The 21,240-nt window shown below is 57.9% G+C and carries 20 protein-coding genes; 14 read left to right on the top strand and 6 right to left on the bottom strand.

Going from position 1 to position 21,240, the window contains the following annotated elements; translation table 11 throughout:
- The first annotated feature begins 16 nt into the window (after positions 1–16).
- Genes AD948_RS11760 through AD948_RS11725 form a run of 8 tightly spaced genes read left to right on the top strand, consistent with a single transcriptional unit; the run spans position 17 to position 8,990 of the window.
- Positions 17–964, top strand: a complete 948-nt coding sequence (locus AD948_RS11760) for an ABC transporter permease (protein ID WP_211264479.1) — start codon at positions 17–19, stop codon at positions 962–964.
- Between the two features lie 11 nt (positions 965–975).
- Positions 976–1,836: an ATP-binding cassette domain-containing protein gene (locus AD948_RS11755; RefSeq protein WP_082782431.1), complete on the top strand. Its 861-nt coding sequence runs from the start codon at positions 976–978 to the stop codon at positions 1,834–1,836.
- Between the two features lies 1 nt (position 1,837).
- Complete coding sequence (locus tag AD948_RS11750) at positions 1,838–2,650, top strand: ATP-binding cassette domain-containing protein (RefSeq protein ID WP_061472130.1); 813 nt, start codon at positions 1,838–1,840, stop codon at positions 2,648–2,650.
- A gap of 17 nt (positions 2,651–2,667) precedes the next feature.
- Positions 2,668–3,675, top strand: coding sequence for an aldo/keto reductase (locus AD948_RS11745; protein WP_061472129.1), 1,008 nt, complete (start codon positions 2,668–2,670; stop codon positions 3,673–3,675).
- A gap of 31 nt (positions 3,676–3,706) precedes the next feature.
- Complete coding sequence (locus AD948_RS11740) at positions 3,707–4,768, top strand: ABC transporter substrate-binding protein (protein WP_061472128.1); 1,062 nt, start codon at positions 3,707–3,709, stop codon at positions 4,766–4,768.
- A 13-nt stretch (positions 4,769–4,781) separates the two neighbouring features.
- Positions 4,782–5,993 (top strand): FAD-dependent oxidoreductase, encoded by a 1,212-nt coding sequence (locus AD948_RS11735; protein ID WP_061472127.1) that lies wholly within the window; start codon positions 4,782–4,784, stop codon positions 5,991–5,993.
- Positions 5,908–7,380, top strand: coding sequence for an NtaA/DmoA family FMN-dependent monooxygenase (locus AD948_RS11730; protein WP_211264478.1), 1,473 nt, complete (start codon positions 5,908–5,910; stop codon positions 7,378–7,380). The genes AD948_RS11735 and AD948_RS11730 overlap by 86 nt, the downstream gene beginning before the upstream one ends.
- Positions 7,377–8,990, top strand: coding sequence for an ABC transporter substrate-binding protein (locus AD948_RS11725; protein WP_082782424.1), 1,614 nt, complete (start codon positions 7,377–7,379; stop codon positions 8,988–8,990). The genes AD948_RS11730 and AD948_RS11725 overlap by 4 nt, the downstream gene beginning before the upstream one ends.
- On the opposite strand, the gene AD948_RS11720 is transcribed toward AD948_RS11725, so the two are convergent.
- The 4 genes from AD948_RS11720 to AD948_RS11705 are packed head-to-tail and all read right to left on the bottom strand — an operon-like array spanning position 8,963 to position 12,845.
- The gene (locus AD948_RS11720) at positions 8,963–10,192 is read right to left on the bottom strand and encodes an acyl-CoA dehydrogenase family protein (protein WP_061472125.1); all 1,230 of its coding nucleotides are present in this window, start codon (positions 10,190–10,192) and stop codon (positions 8,963–8,965) included. The two genes, AD948_RS11725 and AD948_RS11720, sit on opposite strands and share 28 nt — an antisense overlap.
- A gap of 33 nt (positions 10,193–10,225) precedes the next feature.
- Positions 10,226–10,954, bottom strand: coding sequence for an ABC transporter ATP-binding protein (locus AD948_RS11715; RefSeq protein WP_061472124.1), 729 nt, complete (start codon positions 10,952–10,954; stop codon positions 10,226–10,228).
- Positions 10,951–11,778, bottom strand: a complete 828-nt coding sequence (locus AD948_RS11710; RefSeq protein ID WP_211264477.1) for an ABC transporter permease — start codon at positions 11,776–11,778, stop codon at positions 10,951–10,953. The genes AD948_RS11715 and AD948_RS11710 overlap by 4 nt, the downstream gene beginning before the upstream one ends.
- Positions 11,779–11,786: 8 nt before the next feature.
- Positions 11,787–12,845, bottom strand: coding sequence for an ABC transporter substrate-binding protein (locus AD948_RS11705; RefSeq protein ID WP_061472122.1), 1,059 nt, complete (start codon positions 12,843–12,845; stop codon positions 11,787–11,789).
- A gap of 182 nt (positions 12,846–13,027) precedes the next feature.
- Here AD948_RS11705 and AD948_RS11700 point away from each other — a divergent pair, with 182 nt between their 5' ends.
- Entirely contained in the window at positions 13,028–14,143 is a 1,116-nt protein-coding gene (locus tag AD948_RS11700) for an LLM class flavin-dependent oxidoreductase (RefSeq protein ID WP_061472121.1), read from the top strand.
- A gap of 125 nt (positions 14,144–14,268) precedes the next feature.
- Here AD948_RS11700 and AD948_RS11695 read toward each other — a convergent pair whose 3' ends face one another.
- Complete coding sequence (locus AD948_RS11695) at positions 14,269–15,498, bottom strand: acyl-CoA dehydrogenase family protein (RefSeq protein WP_061472120.1); 1,230 nt, start codon at positions 15,496–15,498, stop codon at positions 14,269–14,271.
- A 54-nt stretch (positions 15,499–15,552) separates the two neighbouring features.
- Positions 15,553–17,829 carry a TonB-dependent receptor gene (locus tag AD948_RS11690; protein WP_169797413.1) on the bottom strand — a complete coding sequence of 759 codons (2,277 nt, stop codon included), beginning with the start codon at positions 17,827–17,829 and terminating at the stop codon, positions 15,553–15,555.
- Positions 17,830–18,276: 447 nt separating this feature from the next.
- Here AD948_RS11690 and AD948_RS11685 point away from each other — a divergent pair, with 447 nt between their 5' ends.
- The 5 genes from AD948_RS11685 (at position 18,277) to AD948_RS18985 (ending at position 21,164) form a co-directional block, all read left to right on the top strand.
- The gene (locus tag AD948_RS11685) at positions 18,277–19,398 is read left to right on the top strand and encodes a rhodanese-like domain-containing protein (RefSeq protein WP_061472118.1); all 1,122 of its coding nucleotides are present in this window, start codon (positions 18,277–18,279) and stop codon (positions 19,396–19,398) included.
- Between the two features lie 156 nt (positions 19,399–19,554).
- Positions 19,555–19,965: an SDR family NAD(P)-dependent oxidoreductase gene (locus AD948_RS18990; protein ID WP_082782423.1), complete on the top strand. Its 411-nt coding sequence runs from the start codon at positions 19,555–19,557 to the stop codon at positions 19,963–19,965.
- Complete coding sequence (locus AD948_RS11680; RefSeq protein ID WP_061472117.1) at positions 19,868–20,677, top strand: IS110 family transposase; 810 nt, start codon at positions 19,868–19,870, stop codon at positions 20,675–20,677. Before AD948_RS18990 ends, AD948_RS11680 begins: the two co-directional genes overlap by 98 nt.
- Positions 20,667–20,789 (top strand): hypothetical protein, encoded by a 123-nt coding sequence (locus AD948_RS18875; RefSeq protein WP_276325361.1) that lies wholly within the window; start codon positions 20,667–20,669, stop codon positions 20,787–20,789. Before AD948_RS11680 ends, AD948_RS18875 begins: the two co-directional genes overlap by 11 nt.
- 189 nt (positions 20,790–20,978) lie before the next feature.
- Positions 20,979–21,164 (top strand): alpha/beta hydrolase fold domain-containing protein, encoded by a 186-nt coding sequence (locus AD948_RS18985; RefSeq protein WP_156479016.1) that lies wholly within the window; start codon positions 20,979–20,981, stop codon positions 21,162–21,164.
- Positions 21,165–21,240 lie beyond the last annotated feature (76 nt).

Genomic DNA, 21,240 nt, shown 5'->3' with positions numbered 1-21,240 from the left:
CGCGGCAGGGCAGAGAATGGAGGACGCGTCAGCGGCCACATTCAAGGTCACCTTCGATGCGAAGCAGCCAGCAAGCCTGCATCGCGCAAGTTCGGCCAGACACACGGGGCGCTTGGCATCCGTGCTGTTTGCCGCCCGACGGGAAGGCACGCTTATTGCTGGCGCAGCTCTTCTGAGCGTGATCTTCACGCTAGCACTGGTGGCGCCGTACGCTTTCCCGGGTGATCCTCTGGCCATTACCGGCCCCTCTTTCTTATGGCCGGGCGAGGCCGCCGGTCATAGTCTGGGCACGGATGCACTCGGCCGGGACGTCGCAGCCGGTATTGCTCATGGCGCACGTTTCTCCCTCTTTGTCGGCATGGGTGCTGCATTTCTTTCAACACTGGCAGGTGTTGCCGCCGGTGCAGTGGCGGGATTTTTCGGTGGCTGGGCGGACCGTAGTTTTGTACGGGTGACAGAAATTTTCCAAACGATACCCGGCTTCCTTCTCCTTATGGTATTGATGGAGATTGTCCCGCCATCGCTCTTTTCCATTACTGGCACGATCGCATTCGTCAGTTGGCCGATGATGGCACGCGTTGCCCGTACTGAGTTCATGGCCCTGCGTTCACGCGAGTTCGTGCTTGCCGCACGCACACTAGGTTATGGTCCAGCGCGTATTATCGTCATGGAAATCCTGCCAAACGCGCTGCCACCCATTATTGCCATCGCGTCGGTATCCGTCGCTTCCGCGATCCTGATGGAGGCGGCTCTTGCCTTCATGGGTCTCGGAGACCCGAATACCGTAAGCTGGGGTCTGATGATCGGCAACGGCCGCGAGTTCCTGCGCACCGCATGGTATCTGTCCGCCATTCCCGGCGGGGCGATCATGGCCACAGTACTCGGCTTCAACCTGCTCGCAGACGGGCTGGCCCGGTATCTCAACCCGCACAGGGCAGACCGGGCCAGCGCACGCACCCCATGAGCATACAGAGCATGCCCCCTCTGCTTTCCCTGCGCGACCTCGCAATAGATTTCCCGGTCAGGGGGCCCGGTACCCAAGGAGTGCGGCCCGCGGTAACGTCCATAGGCTTTGATATTCCCGAAGGCGGGTTCGTCGCGCTGGTAGGCGAGTCCGGTTCGGGCAAGTCACTGACAGCGCTCTCCCTTCTCGGCCTGCTGCCGCGTGGCGCACGTCGCCTGAGCGGCACGGCGATATTTGAAAACGAGGATATCTTCCGTCTAGGGACCGCCCCACTCCGTGCTTTACGCGGCAGCCGCATCGGCATGATTTTTCAGGAACCGATGACCTCGCTCAATCCAGTTCTGACCGTCGGAAGTCAGATCGCCGAAGTCCTTTACCTGCATCTGGGCCTGACACGTCGCGCCGCGCAAAGCCGGACGGTTGAATTGTTGGACGCTGTACGCATCAACGATCCACGGCGGATCGCGGCCGCTTACCCGCATGCGCTCTCCGGCGGGATGCGCCAGCGCGTCATGATCGCAATGGCGATCGCCTGCCACCCGCGCCTGCTGATCGCGGACGAACCTACCACCGCGCTGGATGTCACTATCCAGGCGCAGGTCCTCGAACTCATAGACTCCCTGCGCGCCGAACTTTCGATGGCGGTCCTCCTTATCACACACGATCTCGACATCGTGGCGCAATGGGCGGACAGGGCGGTGATCGCCAGAGCCGGACAGGTTGTGGAGGCGTTAGATGCATCCCGGCTCTTTACTCACGCACAAGCTCCATACACGCGTGCGCTGCTCGCCGCCTCGCCCCGTCAGGGCAAGGTAAGACATTACACGGACGGGCCCCTCACCGAACTTCCTGCCATTATGGGGGAGGCGTAACATGGTGCCTTTTAGCGTTTCTGACCTGATTGTACGCCACCCGGGCGCGCCCGTCCCCACCGTGAACGCTGTGTCGTTCACGCTGATACGCGGCGAAACACTCGGGATCGTCGGAGAGTCCGGCTCGGGAAAGACAACGCTGGCGCGCGCACTCATCCGTCTTCTTTCTCCCGAAAGCGGTTCCATCCGTTTCGAGAACGAGGATATAACCCATGCCCGTCCGGCTGCGCTCAGCCGTTTCAGGCGTGAAGTGCAGATGGTGTTTCAGGACCCGTTCGCCTCGCTCAATCCTCGCCAGAAAATCCGCAAGGCCCTTACAACACCACTTGCTGTGCATGGCATGCGTGATCCGGCCGAGCGCGAGGCGCGGGCAAGACAGGTTCTGCGCGAGACCAATCTGCCTGACGATGCACTGGAGCGTTTTCCCCATGAATTCTCGGGCGGACAGCGGCAGCGTATCGGAATAGCCCGTGCGCTAATTTTGGGTCCGTCCGTGATGATCTGCGACGAGCCCGTCTCAGCACTGGATCTTTCCACCCAGGCACAGATTCTCAACCTGCTGGTTGCACTCAAGCAGAGTCAGAATCTTTCTTATGTTTTCATTTCGCACGATCTTTCCGTGGTCCGGTATTTTTGCGACCGCGTCATGGTCATGCACCACGGCAGGATCGTCGAGACGGTCGCGGCCGCAACAATGGAAGCCGATGCGCGCCATCCATATACCCGCGCTCTGCTTGACGCCGCACCTCACCCAGGACGGCGCAAAACGCGCAACGTTCCCAAGGAAGCTGAAACAACGGTTTTCTCCAATTAAAGGACAGATACTGAACTATGGTCGACTATCGCTATCTTGGTAAATCCGCCCTTCAGATTTCCCCATTGACGCTCGGTACGATGATGTTCGGCGGCGCGACGGACGAAGCAACCGCTCATCGTATCATCGACAAAGCCCGCGACCAGGGCATCAACTCGATCGACACTGCGGATGTCTATAATAATGGGCAGTCGGAAGTTGTTGTCGGGCGCGGGATCAAGGCGCATCGTGACCGCTGGATTTTGGCGACGAAATTCGGCAACGGTCGGGACACCGCGCCCAATACCCGCGGACAGTCGCGCAAATGGATCATCGAAAACACCGAAGCCAGCCTGAAACGCCTTGGAACGGATTACATCGATATCCTTTACTTCCATCGCGCAGATTTCAACGCCCCGCTGGAAGAAGCGATCCGCGCGCTCGGGGACCTCGTGCGACAGGGCAAGCTGCGCTATTTCGGCGTTTCCAATTTCCGCGGCTGGCGGATCGCCGAAGCAGCGCGTATCGCAGACTCACTGGGTATCGACCGGCCCATCGCCAGTCAGCCACTTTACAATATCGTCACCCGTCAGGCTGAAGCGGAACAGTTGCCCGCCGCCGCGCATTACGGCGTTGGCGTAATCTCCTATTCTCCGCTTGCACGAGGTGTGCTGACAGGCAAATACCAGCCCGGCCAGGCGCCCGAGCCCGATACCCGTGCGGGCCGGGGGGACAAGCGCATTCTGGAAACCGAATGGCGTCCAGAATCCCTCGAAATTGCAGAGAAAATCAATGCCTATGCCCGCTCGCGTGGCTTCACACCGGCAGATTTCGCTATTGCCTGGGTGCTTCGTAACAGTCTTGTCAGTTCAAGCATTACCGGCCCACGCACAGAAGAACACTGGGACGGGTATATCCGCGCGCTCGAAACAAAACTGACGGCAGAGGACGAAGTTTTTGTCGACTCGCTCGTCACGCCCGGACACGCCTCGACCCCCGGCTTCAACGACCCCAGCCATCCCGTTGAAGGCCGCGTCACAGCCTGACGCCTCTCCCCTCCCGAAAGGAACGTTCTCCATGAGCCGACAAACTCCCGCGACAATCTGGTACACACGCTGCCCAGTGCCGACGCCACTTGGCCTCGCCGCGCAACTCGGCCTTCTGGAGAACGCTTTCGGAAAGGCCGGGATCGTGCTTGAATCCATCATCGATTCACGCGACCCCGAAATCCGGCGCAGCCATTTCGATCACACCCTGCCATGGTCTTTCCGCCATGGTGGCAACGTTCCCCCGATCCGCGCACGTTCGGAAGGGCGCTCGACACGCCTTGCAGGCATTACCTGGACAGACGAGTTCCAGGCGATCATCACCCTTCCCTCACGCAAGATTGGGACAACCTCCGAGCTGAAAGGACGGCGGGTTGGTATCGCCCGTCGTCCGGCCGGTATTGTGGATTTTATGGCAGCGACAGCACTCAAGGGGCTTGAATCAGGTCTTTCCCTCGCTGGGCTGAGCCTTGACGAGGTCGAACTCGTCGACATCACACTCGAAACCTCCGTGCTGGAAGACCGTCTTGCACCCTCGCTCTTCGAGTTAAACCACCGCATACCCTATGGCCCGGAAGCGGCGGCGCTCATTCGTGGCGAAATTGACGCGTTTTTTGTCAAGGGCACGCCAGGCACAGCCGTCGCCAATCTGATCGGCGCCGTCGCCCTGGAGTCTTTCGGATTCCACCCGGACCCTGCCATCCGTATCAATTCCGGCTCGCCCCGGCTGCTGACGGTCGACGCGCTGCTGGCCGATGAACGACCAGATCTGGTACGACTGCTGATCGAGACGCTGAGAGAGGCATCGCTCTGGGCCGAAGGACACCCTGACGAGACTGTGCGTTTCGTCGCCCGGGAATCCCGCGCATCCGAAGAGCAGGTGCTCGCCGCGAATGGAACAGAGGTGCACCGCCATCTGGGCCTCAGCCTCGCGCCGGAGCTTCTTGCCGCTGTGTCGTCCTACAAGGATTTTCTGCTGCGGCATGGTTTTCTTGCAGGTGATTTCCAGATCGAGGACTGGGCGGATCACAGGCCGTGGAAAGGCATTCCCGACCCAGCCCCTTCCGGTCTGGCTGCCGGTCTCGCGGCATAGGAGCCCCGAGACCATGACCATTCCTTTCGTCGACGTTCTCATTATCGGTGGTGGGCCGGGTGGCCTTTCCCTTGCGCAGGGGCTCAAAAAAAGGAGGATCGGCGTTCGCGTGGTGGAACGCGATCTGGAACGTCGGGACTATGTTCAGGGGTTCCGCCTGCGCGTACGCGAGCGCGGTATACAGGCGTTGCGCTCCAATCTTCCATCCGCCCTTTTTACCGCGCTTGAGGAAACAGCCGGTCGCGCCCCGGCTGATAGCATTGCCCTGGACGAACACCTGCGCCCCGTTCCCAGTAGCACACGTGACTACGGGGAGAAGGAAGATGCGCATATCGACCGTTCGGTAAGCCGGATCACGCTTACCCGTATACTGCGCTCCGGGCTGGAAGACATTCTGCAATCAGGCATTGCCTTCACCCATTACGAAACCGGCGAGAACGGCCATGTTCTCGCACATTTTGCAGACGGTTCCGCCATACGCACCCACCTGCTTGTGGGTGCGGACGGAGCCCGCTCACGCGTGCGCCAGCAACTCGTTCCCGATGCAAAAAGCATCGACACCGGGGCAAGACGTCTTGCCGGGAAAATTCCGCTGCATCGGGCGCAACATCTGGGGCTGCTTCCTCTTTTTTGGGAAAAGAACGTCAACATTCGCCCGCATGACGGCGCATCGATGATGATAACCAGCCACGTCGTTGATACGGCATCGCGCCGGCGGCATGGGCTGACCGATCCGCCAGCGGCGGAGAGTGGCCTGCATCTCGACGACACAACCAGTTATATCTGGTGGAACACAGCCTATACGCGCGACAGCCTTGCCCCCGACAGCAGACTGGAAACGCTGGACGGGCAACAGTTGCTGTGCCTCCTGCTCAGCCGGATTGCAACATGGGACCAGCGGTTGCTTGAGCTGATCCGCGCGACCGAGCCCACGACCGTGGGCCTGCTGAAAGTCTTCAGTTCCGAACCTGGCCTTTCCTGGTCTGCAGGGCCAGTGACACTTCTGGGCGACGCGGCACATGCGATGACCTATTTCCGCGCGCTCGGGTGTAATTCCGCCCTGTACGATTCCGGCCTGCTGGCCGCAGAACTCGCCCGCGTAAAAGAGGGCACGCCACTGCGGCAGGCCGTAGGAGAATATGAAGGCGCCATGCGCACGCACGGTGAGCATGCGGTTCGCTCCTCTCTTGATGCGCTGCGGCACAGCCTTGGGCTGGCAACCTGAAAAAATGGTCCGGAACCATAATATCTGGCCCCTGTCGAAAGGATTTTCCCAAGTGAACCAGAAGGGTCGCTTTCTCAACCTGAATGTCGGCATCAACACCACCGGCTACCTGCCCGAAGCATGGCGCTACAGGACCGGTAGCAGCGCCGACATAACCGACCCAGCATATTACCGCGCCCTGACCGAGCTGGCACATACGGGACTGTTCGACGCAGCTTTTCTTTCGGACCATCCGGCGTTGATGACCGAAGCCACCGGGCGCCCCTTCCATACGCTGGACCCCCTGATGCTGACCACGCATCTGGCTGCGCAGGTGCCTGATATCGGCTTTGTGGCGACCATGTCGAGCACGTACAACTCGCCATATAATCTGGCCCGACGCACGCAATCGGCGGATATTCTCTCCGGTGGCCGGCTGATCGTGAACATCGTGACCTCCTTTAACCGCGACGTGGCGGCTAATTTCGGCAACGCGCCCCTGCCGCCGCGCAGCGAACGCTATGCCCGTGCGCTTGAGTTCATGGATGTCGCCAAGGCCTTATGGGCAAGCTGGGACAGGAGCCGCGAACAGGCCGTGCCTGAAAACCGTTTCTGGGATGCATCGGCCGCTCGGACCATCGATCATACCGGCCCCTATTTCTCGGTACGCGGGCCGCTGAACGTGCCACGCGGGCCGCAGGGCTATCCCGTGATCGCACAGGCCGGCGCTTCCGCTGGCGGGATCGAGCTGGCGGCACGGCATGGCGAAATTATTTACTGCAATATTCTCTGCCGGCAAGCCGGGATCGATTTTCGCGCCCGGGTGGCCGAACGTGCCCGCGCAGCGGGCCGCGACCCGGCTGGTATCCGCATCGTGCCCGGTGTCGTGGTCATTCTCGGGGCAACGCGGCAGGAGGCCTTCCGTCGCCACGAACTCTATACGGGTGCAGGATCGGAAGATGGGCTGATTGCCCGCTTCATCAAGGAACACGGGTTCGCCCCCGATACATTCAACGCCGACGCCATACTCGACCCCAAGCATTTCCTGCCTCCGTCCGACCGGCTTCAAGCCCTCGGCATGGGGCTGGGCCTGTACGACCTGCTGACCCACGAAAAGCTGACTGCACGGCAGGTCGTGCGCCGTTCCGCCGGGCATCACCGTCTGCTTCTGGGCACACCGGAAGACGTGGCCGACGGGCTAATCGACCTGTGGCAGGACGGAACAGTGGATGGCTACACCTTGCAGCCGCCGCGCGCGCCTGACGATATTGTGGAATTCATCCAGAAAGTTATCCCGATCCTTCAGGATCGAGGCGTCTACCGTCGCCGCTATGAGAACAGTACGGTCCGGGACCGGTACGGCCTGCCCTACCCTTCCGCTTCAGATACCGCCGGAGCATACGCATGAGCCACGCCCCCTTCTCCCCAGTAGGGCCGTCTTTCCGACGTCGCACGTTCCTTACAGGCGCCGCAGGCGTATCTTTGCTGCCGCTCCTGAGCGCATGCGGCAAGCACAGATCCAAGCGGCATAATATCGTGGTCGGGATAAACATCGATCCGCTTTTCCTGACCTCCGCCATCAGCTCGGACGGACCGGCGCAACTGGTGACGAGTAAGATATTCGACGGACTGCTGACTTACGGCGCCGACCTTCAGCCTCAAGCCGCTCTTGCCGTGGCGTGGGAAAGTGCGCCCGACAATCGTTCACTGACACTCAGGCTCCGCCCAGGTGTGCGCTGGCATGACAACCAGCCCTTCACCTCCGGGGATGTCGCATTTTCACTGACTGAACTGTGGAAGAAATATCACAGCAGGGGCCGCACGACTTTTGCCAATGTCACGGCGGTACACACGCCCGACGACCTGACGGTGATTCTGGAGCTTTCTGAGCCGAGCCCGTATATTCTCAATGCGCTCGGCGCCAACGAATCTCAGGTGGTGCCCCGACATCTTTATGAAGGCAGGGATGTTCTTTCCAATCCCGCCAATACGCAACCGGTAGGAACAGGCCCCTACCGTTTCCAGACATGGAAACGCGGCAGCCACATCACTCTGGAGCGCAATCCTGAATACTGGCGCAAGGACCTGCCGGCGGCAGACCAGCTGATCTTCCGCATTATCGCCGACAGTGCCTCCCTGGCAGCGGCCGTCGAGGCGGGAGAGGTGCAGATTGCCCCACAGCTTTCACCTAGCGATGTCGAGCGCCTGGCCCGTATTCCGCAGATCGTCGTCGATCGTACGCCCCGTCCTTTCGCCGTCGCGACACTGGCGCTGGATTTCAATCTCGATCTCGACAAATTCCGCAACGTCGTGCTCCGCCGCGCCATTGCGCATGCGATTGACCGGGAGTTCATTCTCAAAACCATTCTCTATGGCGAAGGAAGCATCGCCACGGGGCCGATCCCGGCCGCACTCTCGGCCTTCTATACGCCGCAGGTACCGGACTATACCTATTCACCAACACAGGCCAATGCCCTGCTCGACGGAATAGGACTGACACGCGGCGCTGACGGCACGCGCCTGTCTTTTACACTCGACCCCACCCCTACTGCGGGGTACAGTGTCCAGATTGCGGATTACGTTCGTAGCGCGCTGGCGGAAATCGGCATTCGCGTCGTCGTTCGTCAGCAGGATTTCGCATCTTTCGTCAAGCGTCTTTATACTGACCGTGATTTCGAGGCCGCACTCGTCGCAGCACAGATGGGGCCGGACCCTGCAATTGGCATGCAACGCTTTTATTGGTCGAAAAGCTTCCACCGTGGCGTCGCTTTTGCCAATACCGCCCATTATGATTCACCCGCTGCCGATGCCGCCCTGGAAGCCGCGCAGTCAGCCCCGGACCTGGCCGATAGACGACGCCATTACGAAGATTTTCAGGTAATCGCCCAAACGGATCTGCCACGTATTCCGCTGGTCGATATTTCGACACCCCTCGTATACCGGGATTCGATTTCTGGATTTGAGAGCGGTGCAGCCGGAATTTACGAAAACTACGCTTTGCTCCGGCTCAAATCCTGATCCGCCTGCGACAAAAAACGCCCGACCGCAAAAGCCCCAACACTGCGCGCGCGATAGATACGTGGATTATGCGAAGCAATAACCCGCGCATTGCGCCAGTGGCGGTCAAGGCCCAGAGATTTGCTGGCAGCAGACGCGCCCAGCGCGTCGAAAGCAGCCGTCGAGGCATCGAGGACAAGGCTGGTCACGACGGGTACTGCCTGATCGACCTCAAGCGCACCTATGTGTCCGGCCTGCGCCTCATCCTGCGTATTCCGGGCGAGACGTGCGTCATCAATCCGCTGGATTGCCTCTGCGGCCTTTAAAACGATGGCCCCCGCTGAATAGGCTGCGGCACGCAACTGCCCGACCACCTGAAGAATCTGCGGATCTTCGGCCGCTTTTGGCCCGTTGCCCTGAGCGTAGACCCGCTTCCGCCCAGCCACAAGGCGCGCCACGTCGTCTGAAAGAGCACGCCCGATTCCCGCGAGGGCGGCAAGATGAACGAGTTGGAAAAATGCACCGATATAACGGCAGCGCCCCCGCACGGGATGAACCCACGATTCTTCGACGAGCACATTCTCGAATATGGCCGTACCGCTGGCGCTCAACGCCTGGCCGAAGCCGTCCCAGTCATCCAGAATGGTGACCCCTACGGCATGGGTCGGAACCAAGCCACTGACAGGGGCATCGTTCTCATCCACGGCGCCGAAATTGATCCAGTCCGCAAAAAGTGCGCCACTGGTATAGAATTTACGACCGTTCAGGCGCCGGTGAGCCCCCTCGCGCACAAGTCGGGTTTCGTAATCGCCCACAACACGCCCGCCGGCTTCTGAAAAACCGCTGCCCGCCAGCCCGCCCTGCGCAAAGTGGTTCAACCAGAATTCGGAGTGCTCTTTTTCGCTGGAGTTGAGCAGGTCTTCCGTCAGGCCGAGATGGGAGCGGAAGATATTGGTCAAGTTGGGATCGGCTTCGGAAAGCTCGATGAGCAGGTTAAAAAGCTCGGGCAGAGAAAAACCCAGACCGCCCAGGCGTTCGGGCACACGCAGGCCCGTAAAGCCCGCCTCCTTAAGTAGTCGGACCTCCGCCCAGGGCAGAATGCGCCCACGATCACGGTCGGCGGCACCTGCGCGAAGCTGCGCGAAGACCCCGCGAAAGAGCCCGGCCAGTTCCTCGTAGCGTAGACCCGGCCCACCGCCCCACCCCCGCTCAACCTGTGTCATGATCGTCTGTTTTCCTTTGCGGATATCTGTTTTTCAAACATCGCCGGAGACACCAAGCCATGCCAGTAAAGTTCGCCGCATCGCCCCGAAACCCGGGCCGGACACGTCGCGCGGTCTCGCCAGAGTAACGTCCATCTGACATGCCACAGCACCGTCACACATCAGCACTATACGGTCCGCGAGCAGAAGAGCCTCCTCCACATCATGTGTGACCAGCAGTACTGAAAAACCGTGCCGTTCCCATACGCGTGCCACGAGCTGCTGTGCCTTCAAGCGAAGAAGCGCATCAAGGGCGGCAAATGGTTCATCCAGGAACAGAATATCGGGCTGCCTGACAAGCGCTCGCGCCAGAGCTGCGCGCTGGGCCTCCCCACCTGAAAGTTCACGTGGCCATGCGGCGGCCCGGTGCTCGAGCATGACCTCCGCCAGCACGGACGCCGCATCCGCCAGCGAACCGGGCGGCGAGAGACCGAGCACAACATTTTCCCAAACACGCTTCCATGGCATCAACCGTGGCGCCTGAAAGGCAACACCCCGCCTGGACGGCACAGCCACCTCGCCCTCAAACTGGGTATCGAGCCCGCAAAGAATCCGCAGAAGTGTACTTTTGCCGCAACCGCTGGTCCCCAGAAGGGCCACGAATTCTCCGGGCCGGATATCGATATCAAGATCCGCCAGAACCCGGCGGGCCCCAAAATTCTTGTTAAGACCTCTTACGCGTACCGCAGGGGCAGACTGTGGGGGACACACCGTTCGAGTCATGAGGTCGCAAATGCTCCGTTCCACGCCAGCAGCCGGGATTCGAGGAACCTGATGGAAAAATCAGCGGCAAGACCAAGAAATGCGTAAATGAAAAGACAAACGACAATAATATCGGTGCGGTAAATTTCCCTGGCATGATTGATAAGGTAGCCAAGCCCGTTGAGGCTGTTCACCTGTTCGGCAAAAACCAGCGCCAGCCATGCGCTGCCCAGCGCGTACCGAAGTCCTGTCAGGAGGTTCGGCATCGCGCCAGGAAGAAGAACATGGCGCACAACCCCCAGCCGGCTCAGCCCAAGTGTACGACCTGCCTCAATCAGCCCCGGATCGACCTGGCGGACACCCGAGACAAGATTGATGTAAACCGGGAAAAATACCGCAAGAGCGATCAGCGCGTCCTTTGAGGCCTCTTCGATGCCGAGCCATATGATAAGCAGCGGAATAAGCCCGACCCAGGGCAGGGTCCGCGCCATATGCACTACGCCGTCGATCAGATCTTCACCCAACGCGGTCAGGCTGGAAAGCAGCCCCAGTCCCACACCGCATGCCAGGCCGGTAACGACGCCAATGCTCACCCTTGCCAGCGACGCCTCAAGGGCATGGGCCAGTTCTCCGCCTGCGGCAAGCTCCCGGCACGTCGTAAACAGGCTATGCGGAGCCGGCAGGGTGTCAGGGCTGACCCACCCGGCCAGAGCAGCGCCTTCCCATACTGCGAGCAGAAGAACTGGCCCGAGCAGGCGTCTGACAGGCCTGGGTAGACCGGAACGCCCCTGCGGACGGGGTACTATGATCTGCATTCCACCCTGTCGGAAAAGGAGAGTATTCATGCCCGATCTCACTCATGCCTGTCCGCGACCAGCCCCGCATTCTCCGCATTGATAATATCGTCAAAACCGGGGACGAGATTATCTTTGATATCGAATGTCCTGCCGAAAAGGCCGATCGTATGGAAATAGGCTATTTCCTGCTGCCATGCGGCCAGCACGTCAGGCGTGTCCGCCGGCAGGTAGCGTGCGGTCGCGCGGCTGACCGTCAGCCGCGCCGCCGCAAGTGGCACCTGCGCAATACTGGACATCTGAGCCGCCCAGATATCCGGGTGCGCATTAACCCAGGCGCGAGCACGCAGTATGCGCCGCGTCAGATCCTTCAAGGCAGCGGTTTTGGCTGGATCGCGCAAATCGGCAGCGTTGGCGTACAGCATTCCCGCAGGCTGCACAGTCCGATCCAGAAACGCAATGACCCGCGCTCCATGTTCGGTCTGGGCGATTGCCACGTTCGGATCCCAGACTACGAACGCGTCGACCCTGCCGCTCAGCAGTGAGAAAAGCCCGTTCGACGTATCCAGGTTAAGGATTTTCCTACTGTCCCAGGGAATACCGACCTTGTCGAGCACTTTCGCAAGTTGATAATGCTGCGCTGTATAGTAAGGCAGCGCAATTGCGGCGCCGCGCAGATCGGACACGCTTTGCAATGGCGAGTCCTTCCGCACCAGAATAGCGCTGCCTGAAGGGCCGCTGTAGCGTGTCGCACCCAGAACGGCGATCTGCGCGCCGTGCGCAATGGCGAACAGCACGCCTGTTTCGCCTCCGGCCGCTACATCCACCCGACCTGCTCTCAGAGCTTCTGTCAAAGGCAGGGTTGAATCAAAAACAGCCCATTTGATGGCGTACGGCGTGCCCTGATCCTCACCCGAGGCGATCAGCTCACGCTCCAGACCAGTCTTGTTGGGCGTTCCAACAACAATCGTTACCTGCGACAGATCGGCTGTGGCGGCAGAGGCGCGCTCGACCGTGCCGACAGCGGCGCACAGATAAAGACAGAGCAGCGCGCGCCCGACAGCCCGGCTCCGCAGAACAAGATAAAAAACGTTTAATTTTGTAATATTTTTTAACATGCGATCTTAAAGTGTCTAATTTTGATATTGATGTCAATATCGTATAATTATACACATAAAAAATATAGCACTCTAATTTTTAGTGTGTTTTGTACCGTCATCACGCCGCTCCTCAACCGGCATTTGCACCATGGCACCCGGGACCGATCTGCCCGGACCACATGGCGCAGGAGAAGTTTCCCATGTCCGAGGTTTCACAGGCCGATACACTCGCGTCATCTGCCGCCACGTCTTTCTCCCCCATTGTTCCCTCCCCGCTGGATTTCCCGGACAGCCCGCTTTCGCTCGCGGTCAAACAGCCATTGATGCTTGGCCTGTTTCTGAATTTTCAGGATATACGGGTGTCGACATATCCTACCGGATCCACCTGGACCTTCGACCACAATGCCGAAATCGTCCGACTGGGTGACAGTCTGGGTTTCGAGATCGTCTTCAGCCGTACACAATGGCTGCCCAAGGGGGGGTATGACGGTGACGCCTCGCTCGACTCCTTTATCGGAGTTGCCGCATTTGCTCCGATAACGAAGCGCATATTGCTGATTTCGACCATTCACGTACTCTATGGGCCATGGCATCCACTGCATCTTGCGAAATACGGTTCCACGCTGGATCATATTTCCAAAGGCCGATGGGGAATCAACATCGTGACCGGCCACCGCGCCGTCGAACATTTATGGAGCGATACCGAGAATTTCAGCCATGCCTCCAGGCTTTCAAGCTGGAAAATCAGGAATGGCTACATTACCCCCAAGCCGCTCTTTGGGCGGCCGGTCCTAGTCACGGCAACCGGGTCGGAAGCCGGAATCGCCTTTGCCGCGCAATATTCCGATCTTTTGTTCATTACCAGCCCTGGCGGAGCGCATATTGACAGCGCACTGGCAACGCTGCCCGCCCATATCGCGAATATTCATCAAGCAGCCGCCCGCTTTGGCCGTCACGTCAAAACAATCATCAACCCGCTGGTTGTCTGCCGCGACACATCAGCCGAAGCCCATGATTATGCCCATGCGATTGCCCGGAACAAACTGGCTCCAACCAACTCAACCGGGTTCGGCAACTATGATAGCGATGCTCATGCCTGGCGTGGGCGGCTGAACCAGAATGCCAAACAAGGGCTCGGGCTTGGCGGAAATATCGAGATCATTGGCAGCCCTGAAGAGGTCGTGGACCAGCTTGTCGCGCTCAAACGGGCAGGAATCGACGGTGTACAGCTTGGATTCTACGATTTTCTGCCCGAACTGCGTTATTTTGGCGAACGCGTCCTTCCGCTCATGAAGCAGGCCGGCCTGCGCCTTTAAGGCCCCATATTACGCGACAGGACCTATGATGTGAAAGTCATGGGTCCTATTGCAACAAACGCGCAGAACAGCGCGCAGGCCGAAAACCAAGGATCTGGCTTACCGATCAGGTTCCGGCCCTTCGCTTAATTTTTCAAATGGTTTGTCGTCTGGTCTTCATCGGATGGGAAAGCCGAGCGTGCGACCATGAGCCTTATGGCTCGGGAATTGGGCGCGTGGGACTGCACGCAAGCCAAGTCCCTGCAATAACGCTCCAGGGCATCGTGCCGGGAAAGCCCTACCGCACCGGTAAGTTCAAGAAAAAGCGCATGCAGGGCAAGCTGGCTTTCGGTCGTGGCGTGTCTTAGCAAAGCCCCTTCCAGTGCTTCCGGCCTGCCCTCATCTGCCTCCCGTGCGGTCGCGCGCAGCAACCGTTCATTCGTCTGGATAAGAATCTCTGCACGACCGAGACCTTCCTGAAAATGTGGAAGACCGAATAATGTCGAATCGCCAGTCGCATTCAGGCGACGTTCGCGCCCGAATTTAACCAGCCAGTCTCTCGCGGCCAGTGTCACGCCATGATAGACCGATGCCACAAGAGTAAAATGCCACACCGTTCCCACCGCTTCGCGTACAAGCGGCGCACCTGCCGGGCGATCGTGCAGAATATGACCATATGGTACCTCGACGTTATCGAGAATCACGTCATGCGACGCTGTTGCCCGCATACCTGTCGTATCCCACGCCGGCCTGAACGAAACACCGGACGCATCCGCCGGCACAAGAAACGAGGCAATACGCGGCTGAACTTCATCGGTCACGGCTGATATGAGTATCCAGCGCAAGGCCGTGGAACCGGTGCAGTAACATTTGTGACCCGTGATCCGCCAGCCGTCTCCCTGGCGCCGTGCGACAGTCCTGGGTACGCCCCCATGCGAAGGTGAACCCGTCTCAGGCTCAACCTGAGCCGCATTGATCAACGCACGATGCGAAAGTGCATCACGCACGACAAAATTGCCCAGTGCCTCCGGCCACTGGCTGCCACGGGCGATCTGACCATGTGTTCCATAATACATGGCAAGGATAAGTGCCGTCGCGGGTTCTCCACGCGCGATTTCAGACACAATCGCACGGGCAAGCTGTAACCCGCCACCCGCACCTCCCGCTTCCGGCGCTATGGTGACAGCCATAAGGCCGCTTTCGAACAGCAGATCGAGATTCCGCTCGGGGCATGCGCCACTGCGGTCGTATCCGGCGGCATCTACTGCAAAACGGTCTGCCAGATCACGAGCCAAAGCCAGATAATGATCGGCCGGATAAGACTGCACCCGTTGCTTTCTGGGGGCTATCATGACATCCGTACTTTTTCCGCTCATGGCGTCTATTCCTTACATCTCGCGTTGTGAGCATCTTCTCTCACGCCAGTGGAATCAGAAACTAATATTGGCGCCTCCCTGAATGCGGAAACGAGGCTCCACGCCGACGTAACGGACCCCGTTGGCGTAATAATTGATTTCCGAGAAACGATCGGTCGGAAATGCAATGGCCGACAGATACAAGGACAGATTATGCCGAGTAGGATTGGAATAGGTCAATTTGCCCTGAATGCGCTGATAAGGAGAACTGGATTGCCTGCCGTCAGTTGAAAGTTTGGTCTCGCCTATGAACTGATGCGCGAAATTAAAGGCAAGTCGCTCATTCGGGTCGCCCCAGAAGTGTACTGGCGCTGAAACGTTGATCTGATAATCCTTCTGCTCATCCGGAACGAACTGCACATATCCCCATGAGTTGCCGGTCAGGCGGGCACGTACACGGCTGTAATTCGCGGCGACATCAAGCTCGATATGGCTGTTACGGATAAGGAACAGCCTGACGTCGAAATCTTCACCCACGCGAAGTGACGAGCCAATATTCTCAAGCGCGCCTGTCGTTGTCGATGTGCCGATCTCGGAACTGGCGTTGGTCGTATAAACATCAGCGCCAAAATGAAAGCCCAGTTTTGTGTTGTCATAAGCAAGCCCCCCCTCGTAGCTCCGCATCGGCGATGTCTTGAGAGAGGGATTCAAATTAAGCTGTAAAACCGCGTTAGGTGCCTGAACGGCTTCTCCCATGTTACCATACAACGTCAAACCGGTGGCCGGATAAAAGGCAATACCCAGCTTAGGACTGATATGCCCCGCCCAATTGGTAATATACTGGCGCAAAAGGTTATTGGGTTTGACCCAGCTTAAAACATTGTCGCTGAATATGAAGCTATCGTACCGAAAACCTGCTGATATTTTCATCCATTTGACAGGTTTGAAGCCCATATCGAGATAGAGGGAGGGGTTTATTTCGGTGAAATCCGCCTTGTTGAAATAGTTGATCGATCCGAAATAAGCTTGTGGCGCCGGAATTGCCTGATTATTCAGCGCCGGATAATTCCACGCCTTCGCCATATCCACATGGACAAGCGCTCCGGCCCGCAGATCGAGTTGCATGCCCAAAGGCAGCTTGAATTTCCAATACGGATCAACACCTGCACCTACTGTGGTGCGGGAATCGATTGAGGCATTCTGCTCGGCCCGCGGCACAGACGCAGGATAATAACCACGCGTTATCGAACGGTAGAGATAGACATTATCCACGAACAGATTGGCGTCGAGCTGAAAATTCCCGTGAGTATGGGTAAAATTGAAATTGAACGTCTCCTGCGTCTTGTCACCTCGATCTTCCATATTCATGGCGGCCTTCGGATTGACTCGAGCAACGGAGATGGGAATGTAACCGGGCTGACCATAATTCGCGTTGTAGATTTGCGCCGAAAATGAGAGCTTGTCCTCAGATGTAAAAGAATAGGTCGTCTTGCTGAACAGATTGACCTTGTCTTGGGCGGCATTGTCACGATATCCCGCATCCCTGCCTCCCTCAAACACAACATAGCTTTTCAGGCGGCCACCGTCATAACCATAGCTCAGCAGCGACCGTGCCTCTCCGAAAGATCCAAACCTCTGAGAAAAACCGGTTCGATAGAAATCGGCTGTATGAATGACAACAGACCCACCGACGGCAAGCATGCCGCCATAACGCGTATCGAACGGGCCTTTGATGACATTAATATCCCCGATGATTTCGGGAATAAGAACATTGAGGTCGTTATAGCCATTGCTCTGCGCACCCGAATACATGTTGCGCTGATAACCATCGATATAGGCTGCTACATAATTGCCGTTCGCGTTACCGGACCATCCGCGCATGCCAAAGCCCTGCGCAATGCCGCCATTGCCGTAATCCTCCACATAGACACCGGGAACATTGCGGAACAGATCGATCGAGGATGATGTGGCTTGCGCTTGAATATCTTTCTGGGTCAATCGATAAACCGTTGCAATATCATTTTCGACAGACTTGCCCAGATTCAATTTTCGCGCGGCGGTATGAGACTGACCACTGACTTCGACCGCCTCCGCTCGGGCTGCTCCAACAATTGCCACAGGCTGCTGGCCTTGCCCCTGAGCAGCCTGCGCCGAAACCACTTTTCCCGCGGGAGTGGAAACACCGACTTTTCCATCCTGAGCGGCAATTTTTCCCTTTCCTGACACTGCATTCGCGGTACCGCAGGACAGTAGGACGCCAAGCGTTACTGGAACCAGAATCCCGTCCCGCCTACTGGCATGTATGGCACTGGATGCCAGAGCCTCTATTTTCATCAATCTCAGGCGTGTCATTATCGTCCAACCAAAAAACACTATCATTTATGTGCGTTTTTAAATTTACGATTAATTATGAGTCAATTATAATAGCGGTATAATGAGATATCTATAAAATAATGACTTATTTTGTTGTACTTTAACAACATATTCCTAATTTATAATCGTTTTCATTCGTTATTTTTTTGATTGACTCAAAATTAAATCTCATAATAATGATGAATATGGGGCAACCCCAACAATCAACTTCATTGTATAGTTAAATATGCAGCCCAATCTTCCATACCGAGACACTGATAATAATAAAACACAGAAAATACAGAAGGCTTGATACACAGACATCCTACAATAAATGCAACTACCATTATTGTGTAGATACAAAAAATACTCTGAAACGGATCTTCTGTTTTTGCATGTGAGTAAAAATACCTGACCAACACGTCTTCAATCGATAGGACACAAGAAATGGCGATCAAGGAAATTCATCGTGCGACACTCCAGACCTGGCTGACTGAGGGCAGCCTCAGCCAAGGTGTCGAAACTGGCCTTCTCGACCTGCGCAATGAAGCGGATTTTGCCAAGGGTCATCCACTCTTCGCGACTAACGTTCCTCTGCGCCGCCTCGAGGCGGAAGCATCGGCCTTCGTGCCTCGCAAGGACACGCGTCTTGTGCTCGTGGATGGAGGCCACAAGATTGCACATCAAGGAGCTGAAATTCTCGAGCGACTGGGCTATACAGATATCAACGTTTTACGTGGTGGCATTCCCGGCTGGCTGGACAATGGCGGCAATGGCTCTCCGACATTCGATATCCCCGGCGTCATTTTCGCGACGGCTGTGCAGGATGTCGACGGAACACCGGGGATCACGGTTGACGAACTCGCTGCACTACAGGCCCGGAAAGCAGATATTGCGATTTTGGATACCCGCACGCCCCCCGAATTCGAGCTGGGCCATGTACCTGGCGCGCGCAACCTGCCGGTCGCAGAACTACTCCAGCGTTTTCTTGACTATGTTCCGTCGCCCGATACCCGCGTGATCGTTTCATGCGCGGGCTTGCCGCGCGCCATACTTGGCGCACAGACTCTTATCAGCGCCGGGGTGCCTAATGAGGTCGTCTATCTGATTGATGGTACGCCGGCCTGGACGCGTTCCGGTCGGGAGCTTGAAAGCGGCCATGCTGAAACATTCGCCCACCCCAGTTCCAAAGCCGTGGAATTCGGCCTGAAAGTTGCAGAAAAGTTGGTGCGACGGGGCGGATTGAAAACAATCGACCGCGCGGGCATTGACAAATGGAGCGCCGAAAGTGGCCGCACAACCTATGTGCTGGACGTGCGGCTACCCCATGAATACGCGCAGGGGCACCTGCCCGGTGCACTCTCCTCACCTGGTGGTCAACTTATCGCCGTGTCGCATCGAACCGTTGCAGTCCGCGGTGCGCGTATTGTGCTCGTCGACGACACGGGTACACGCGCGAAAACAACGGCATTCTGGCTCGCTCGCAGGGGGTGGGAGGTACGCGTTCACACACATATCCAAGCCGAAGCAGAAAAAGCCGATACAAGACGAGAATTTGAGCCAAGCTAGAGCCGTGCTTCGATATAACGCTTCCAAGCTTGACGGAAAATTCGCTTTTGTAATGGGTGACGCGCGCGGAATAGGCCGCGCCATAGCCGAACACCTCGCCACGCGCGGCAGCGCCGTGGCAATAGGCTATCATAGCTAGCCGACGCAGCCGGAAGAGTGGTCTCCGCTATACAGGAGTATCGTGGAGAAGTTTTTGCCGTGCATTGCGACATCAGCAACGGACGAAGTGTTGTTGCAGCGCATGAACAGGTTCGGGAACGTTTTGGCGCACTCGATATACTTGTCAACAATGCCGGTGGCTCTCCCCCTCTGTCTGTTGGTGATGTGCGAAAGTGGGCGGTGGAAGGGAGCCCGTCCCCCCCGAGGGTCTGGAGCCCGTTTGGGAGCATGGGTCCCTTCCACCTTCGTTCAACCCTGAACAGTTGCTTGGGACTTTCGATCCCGCACGACATGGACAGGAACCCTCACCATGCCACAGCCAGTCATCGGCTGCGATCTTTCGCGCGCCTTCCTCGATCTCTGCGACCTTCCTTCCGGCAGGATGCAGCGCATTCCCAATACCCGTGACGCCATCGCCGAATGGGCCGAAACGCTCACGCCTGATGTGCTCGTCGTTTTCGAGGCCACCAGCGGCTGCGACGACATCCTCATCGCCACCCTGACCGAACGCGCGCATCCGTTCTCGCGCGTCAATCCGCGTCAGGCTCGCGAGTTCGCCCGCGCAACCGGCGTTCTGGCCAAGACCGACCGCGTCGATGCGCGCGTGCTGGCCCAGATGGGCGCAGCCCTGGATCTGCCTGTCACCCGTCCGGTCAGTCCGGCCCGTGCGACATTGGCCGATTTCCTGCGACGCCGCAGGCAGTTGGTCGACATGCGCAAGGCCGAGAAGTTGCGTCGTCACAGCGCAGGCCATGATGACATCGCCGAGCAGATCGACGCCATGATCGCTCTGCTCTCGACCCAGATCAGTGTGCTCGATCAGCGCATCAAAGCCATAATCGCTGCAGATCGCGCGCTCGCGGAACAGGCCGCCCTGATGAGCGCCGTGCCCACCATCGGCCCGACCGTAATGGCCGTCCTGCTCGGCGAACTACCGGAACTCGGCACATGGTGTCGCCGCAAGATCGCCTCTCTTGCCGGTCTGGCACCCCATGCACGCGAAAGCGGCACACGGAAGGGCACACGACGCATCTGGGGCGGGCGACGAAAGGTCCGCGAAGCCCTCTCGCAGCCCTGTCCGCGTCCCGCCGCATCCTGCGCTCATCACCATGCGCGATAAGATGCACGCCGAGGGCAAGGCACCCAAGACCATCCTTATCGCCGTCGCACGCCAGCTCCTCGTCATCCTCAATGCCATGATCCAGAAACGTCAGCCTTTGCAGATCACATGATCAACACAGTTGCCCCCGTGCGCCCGGTCGCGGACCAAATGTCAGAGGCGTTCGATCAAGCTTTTGCGCTGGCCAAAGGTACATATCTGGAGGGCTCTAAAAACCCCTATTTTGATTTTTCCAGTAGTGGTAATATCAATGAGTTACGATTTTTATACAGGCGGAAAAGAGGGTTTTTAGAACCCTCCAATTGTAACCCCGCCGCCATGCTTTCTAACAATTGCAGAATGTGACGTGCTTGCCGATGAGAGCCACGCCATTGCCCATCAACTTCAGGAACACAGCAACGATGTTACAGCACGTGTCTACGAAGGCGCTACCCAAGACGAGCGCGCCTGTCGGCTAAGTTCCGGGCTTGATAGCTCAAGGCCATAATGCTTACCACGAGAGAGAACAGAAAGCGTGGCAAGCATGCTGCATACTGTAAGCACTGCATCTGAAAGGCTGAGAT

The sequence above is a fragment of the Acetobacter senegalensis genome, from assembly GCF_001580995.1.
Lineage (GTDB): Bacteria > Pseudomonadota > Alphaproteobacteria > Acetobacterales > Acetobacteraceae > Acetobacter > Acetobacter senegalensis.
Note: the sequence above shows the minus strand (reverse complement) of the source record. Positions and strands in the feature narration are given on the sequence as shown.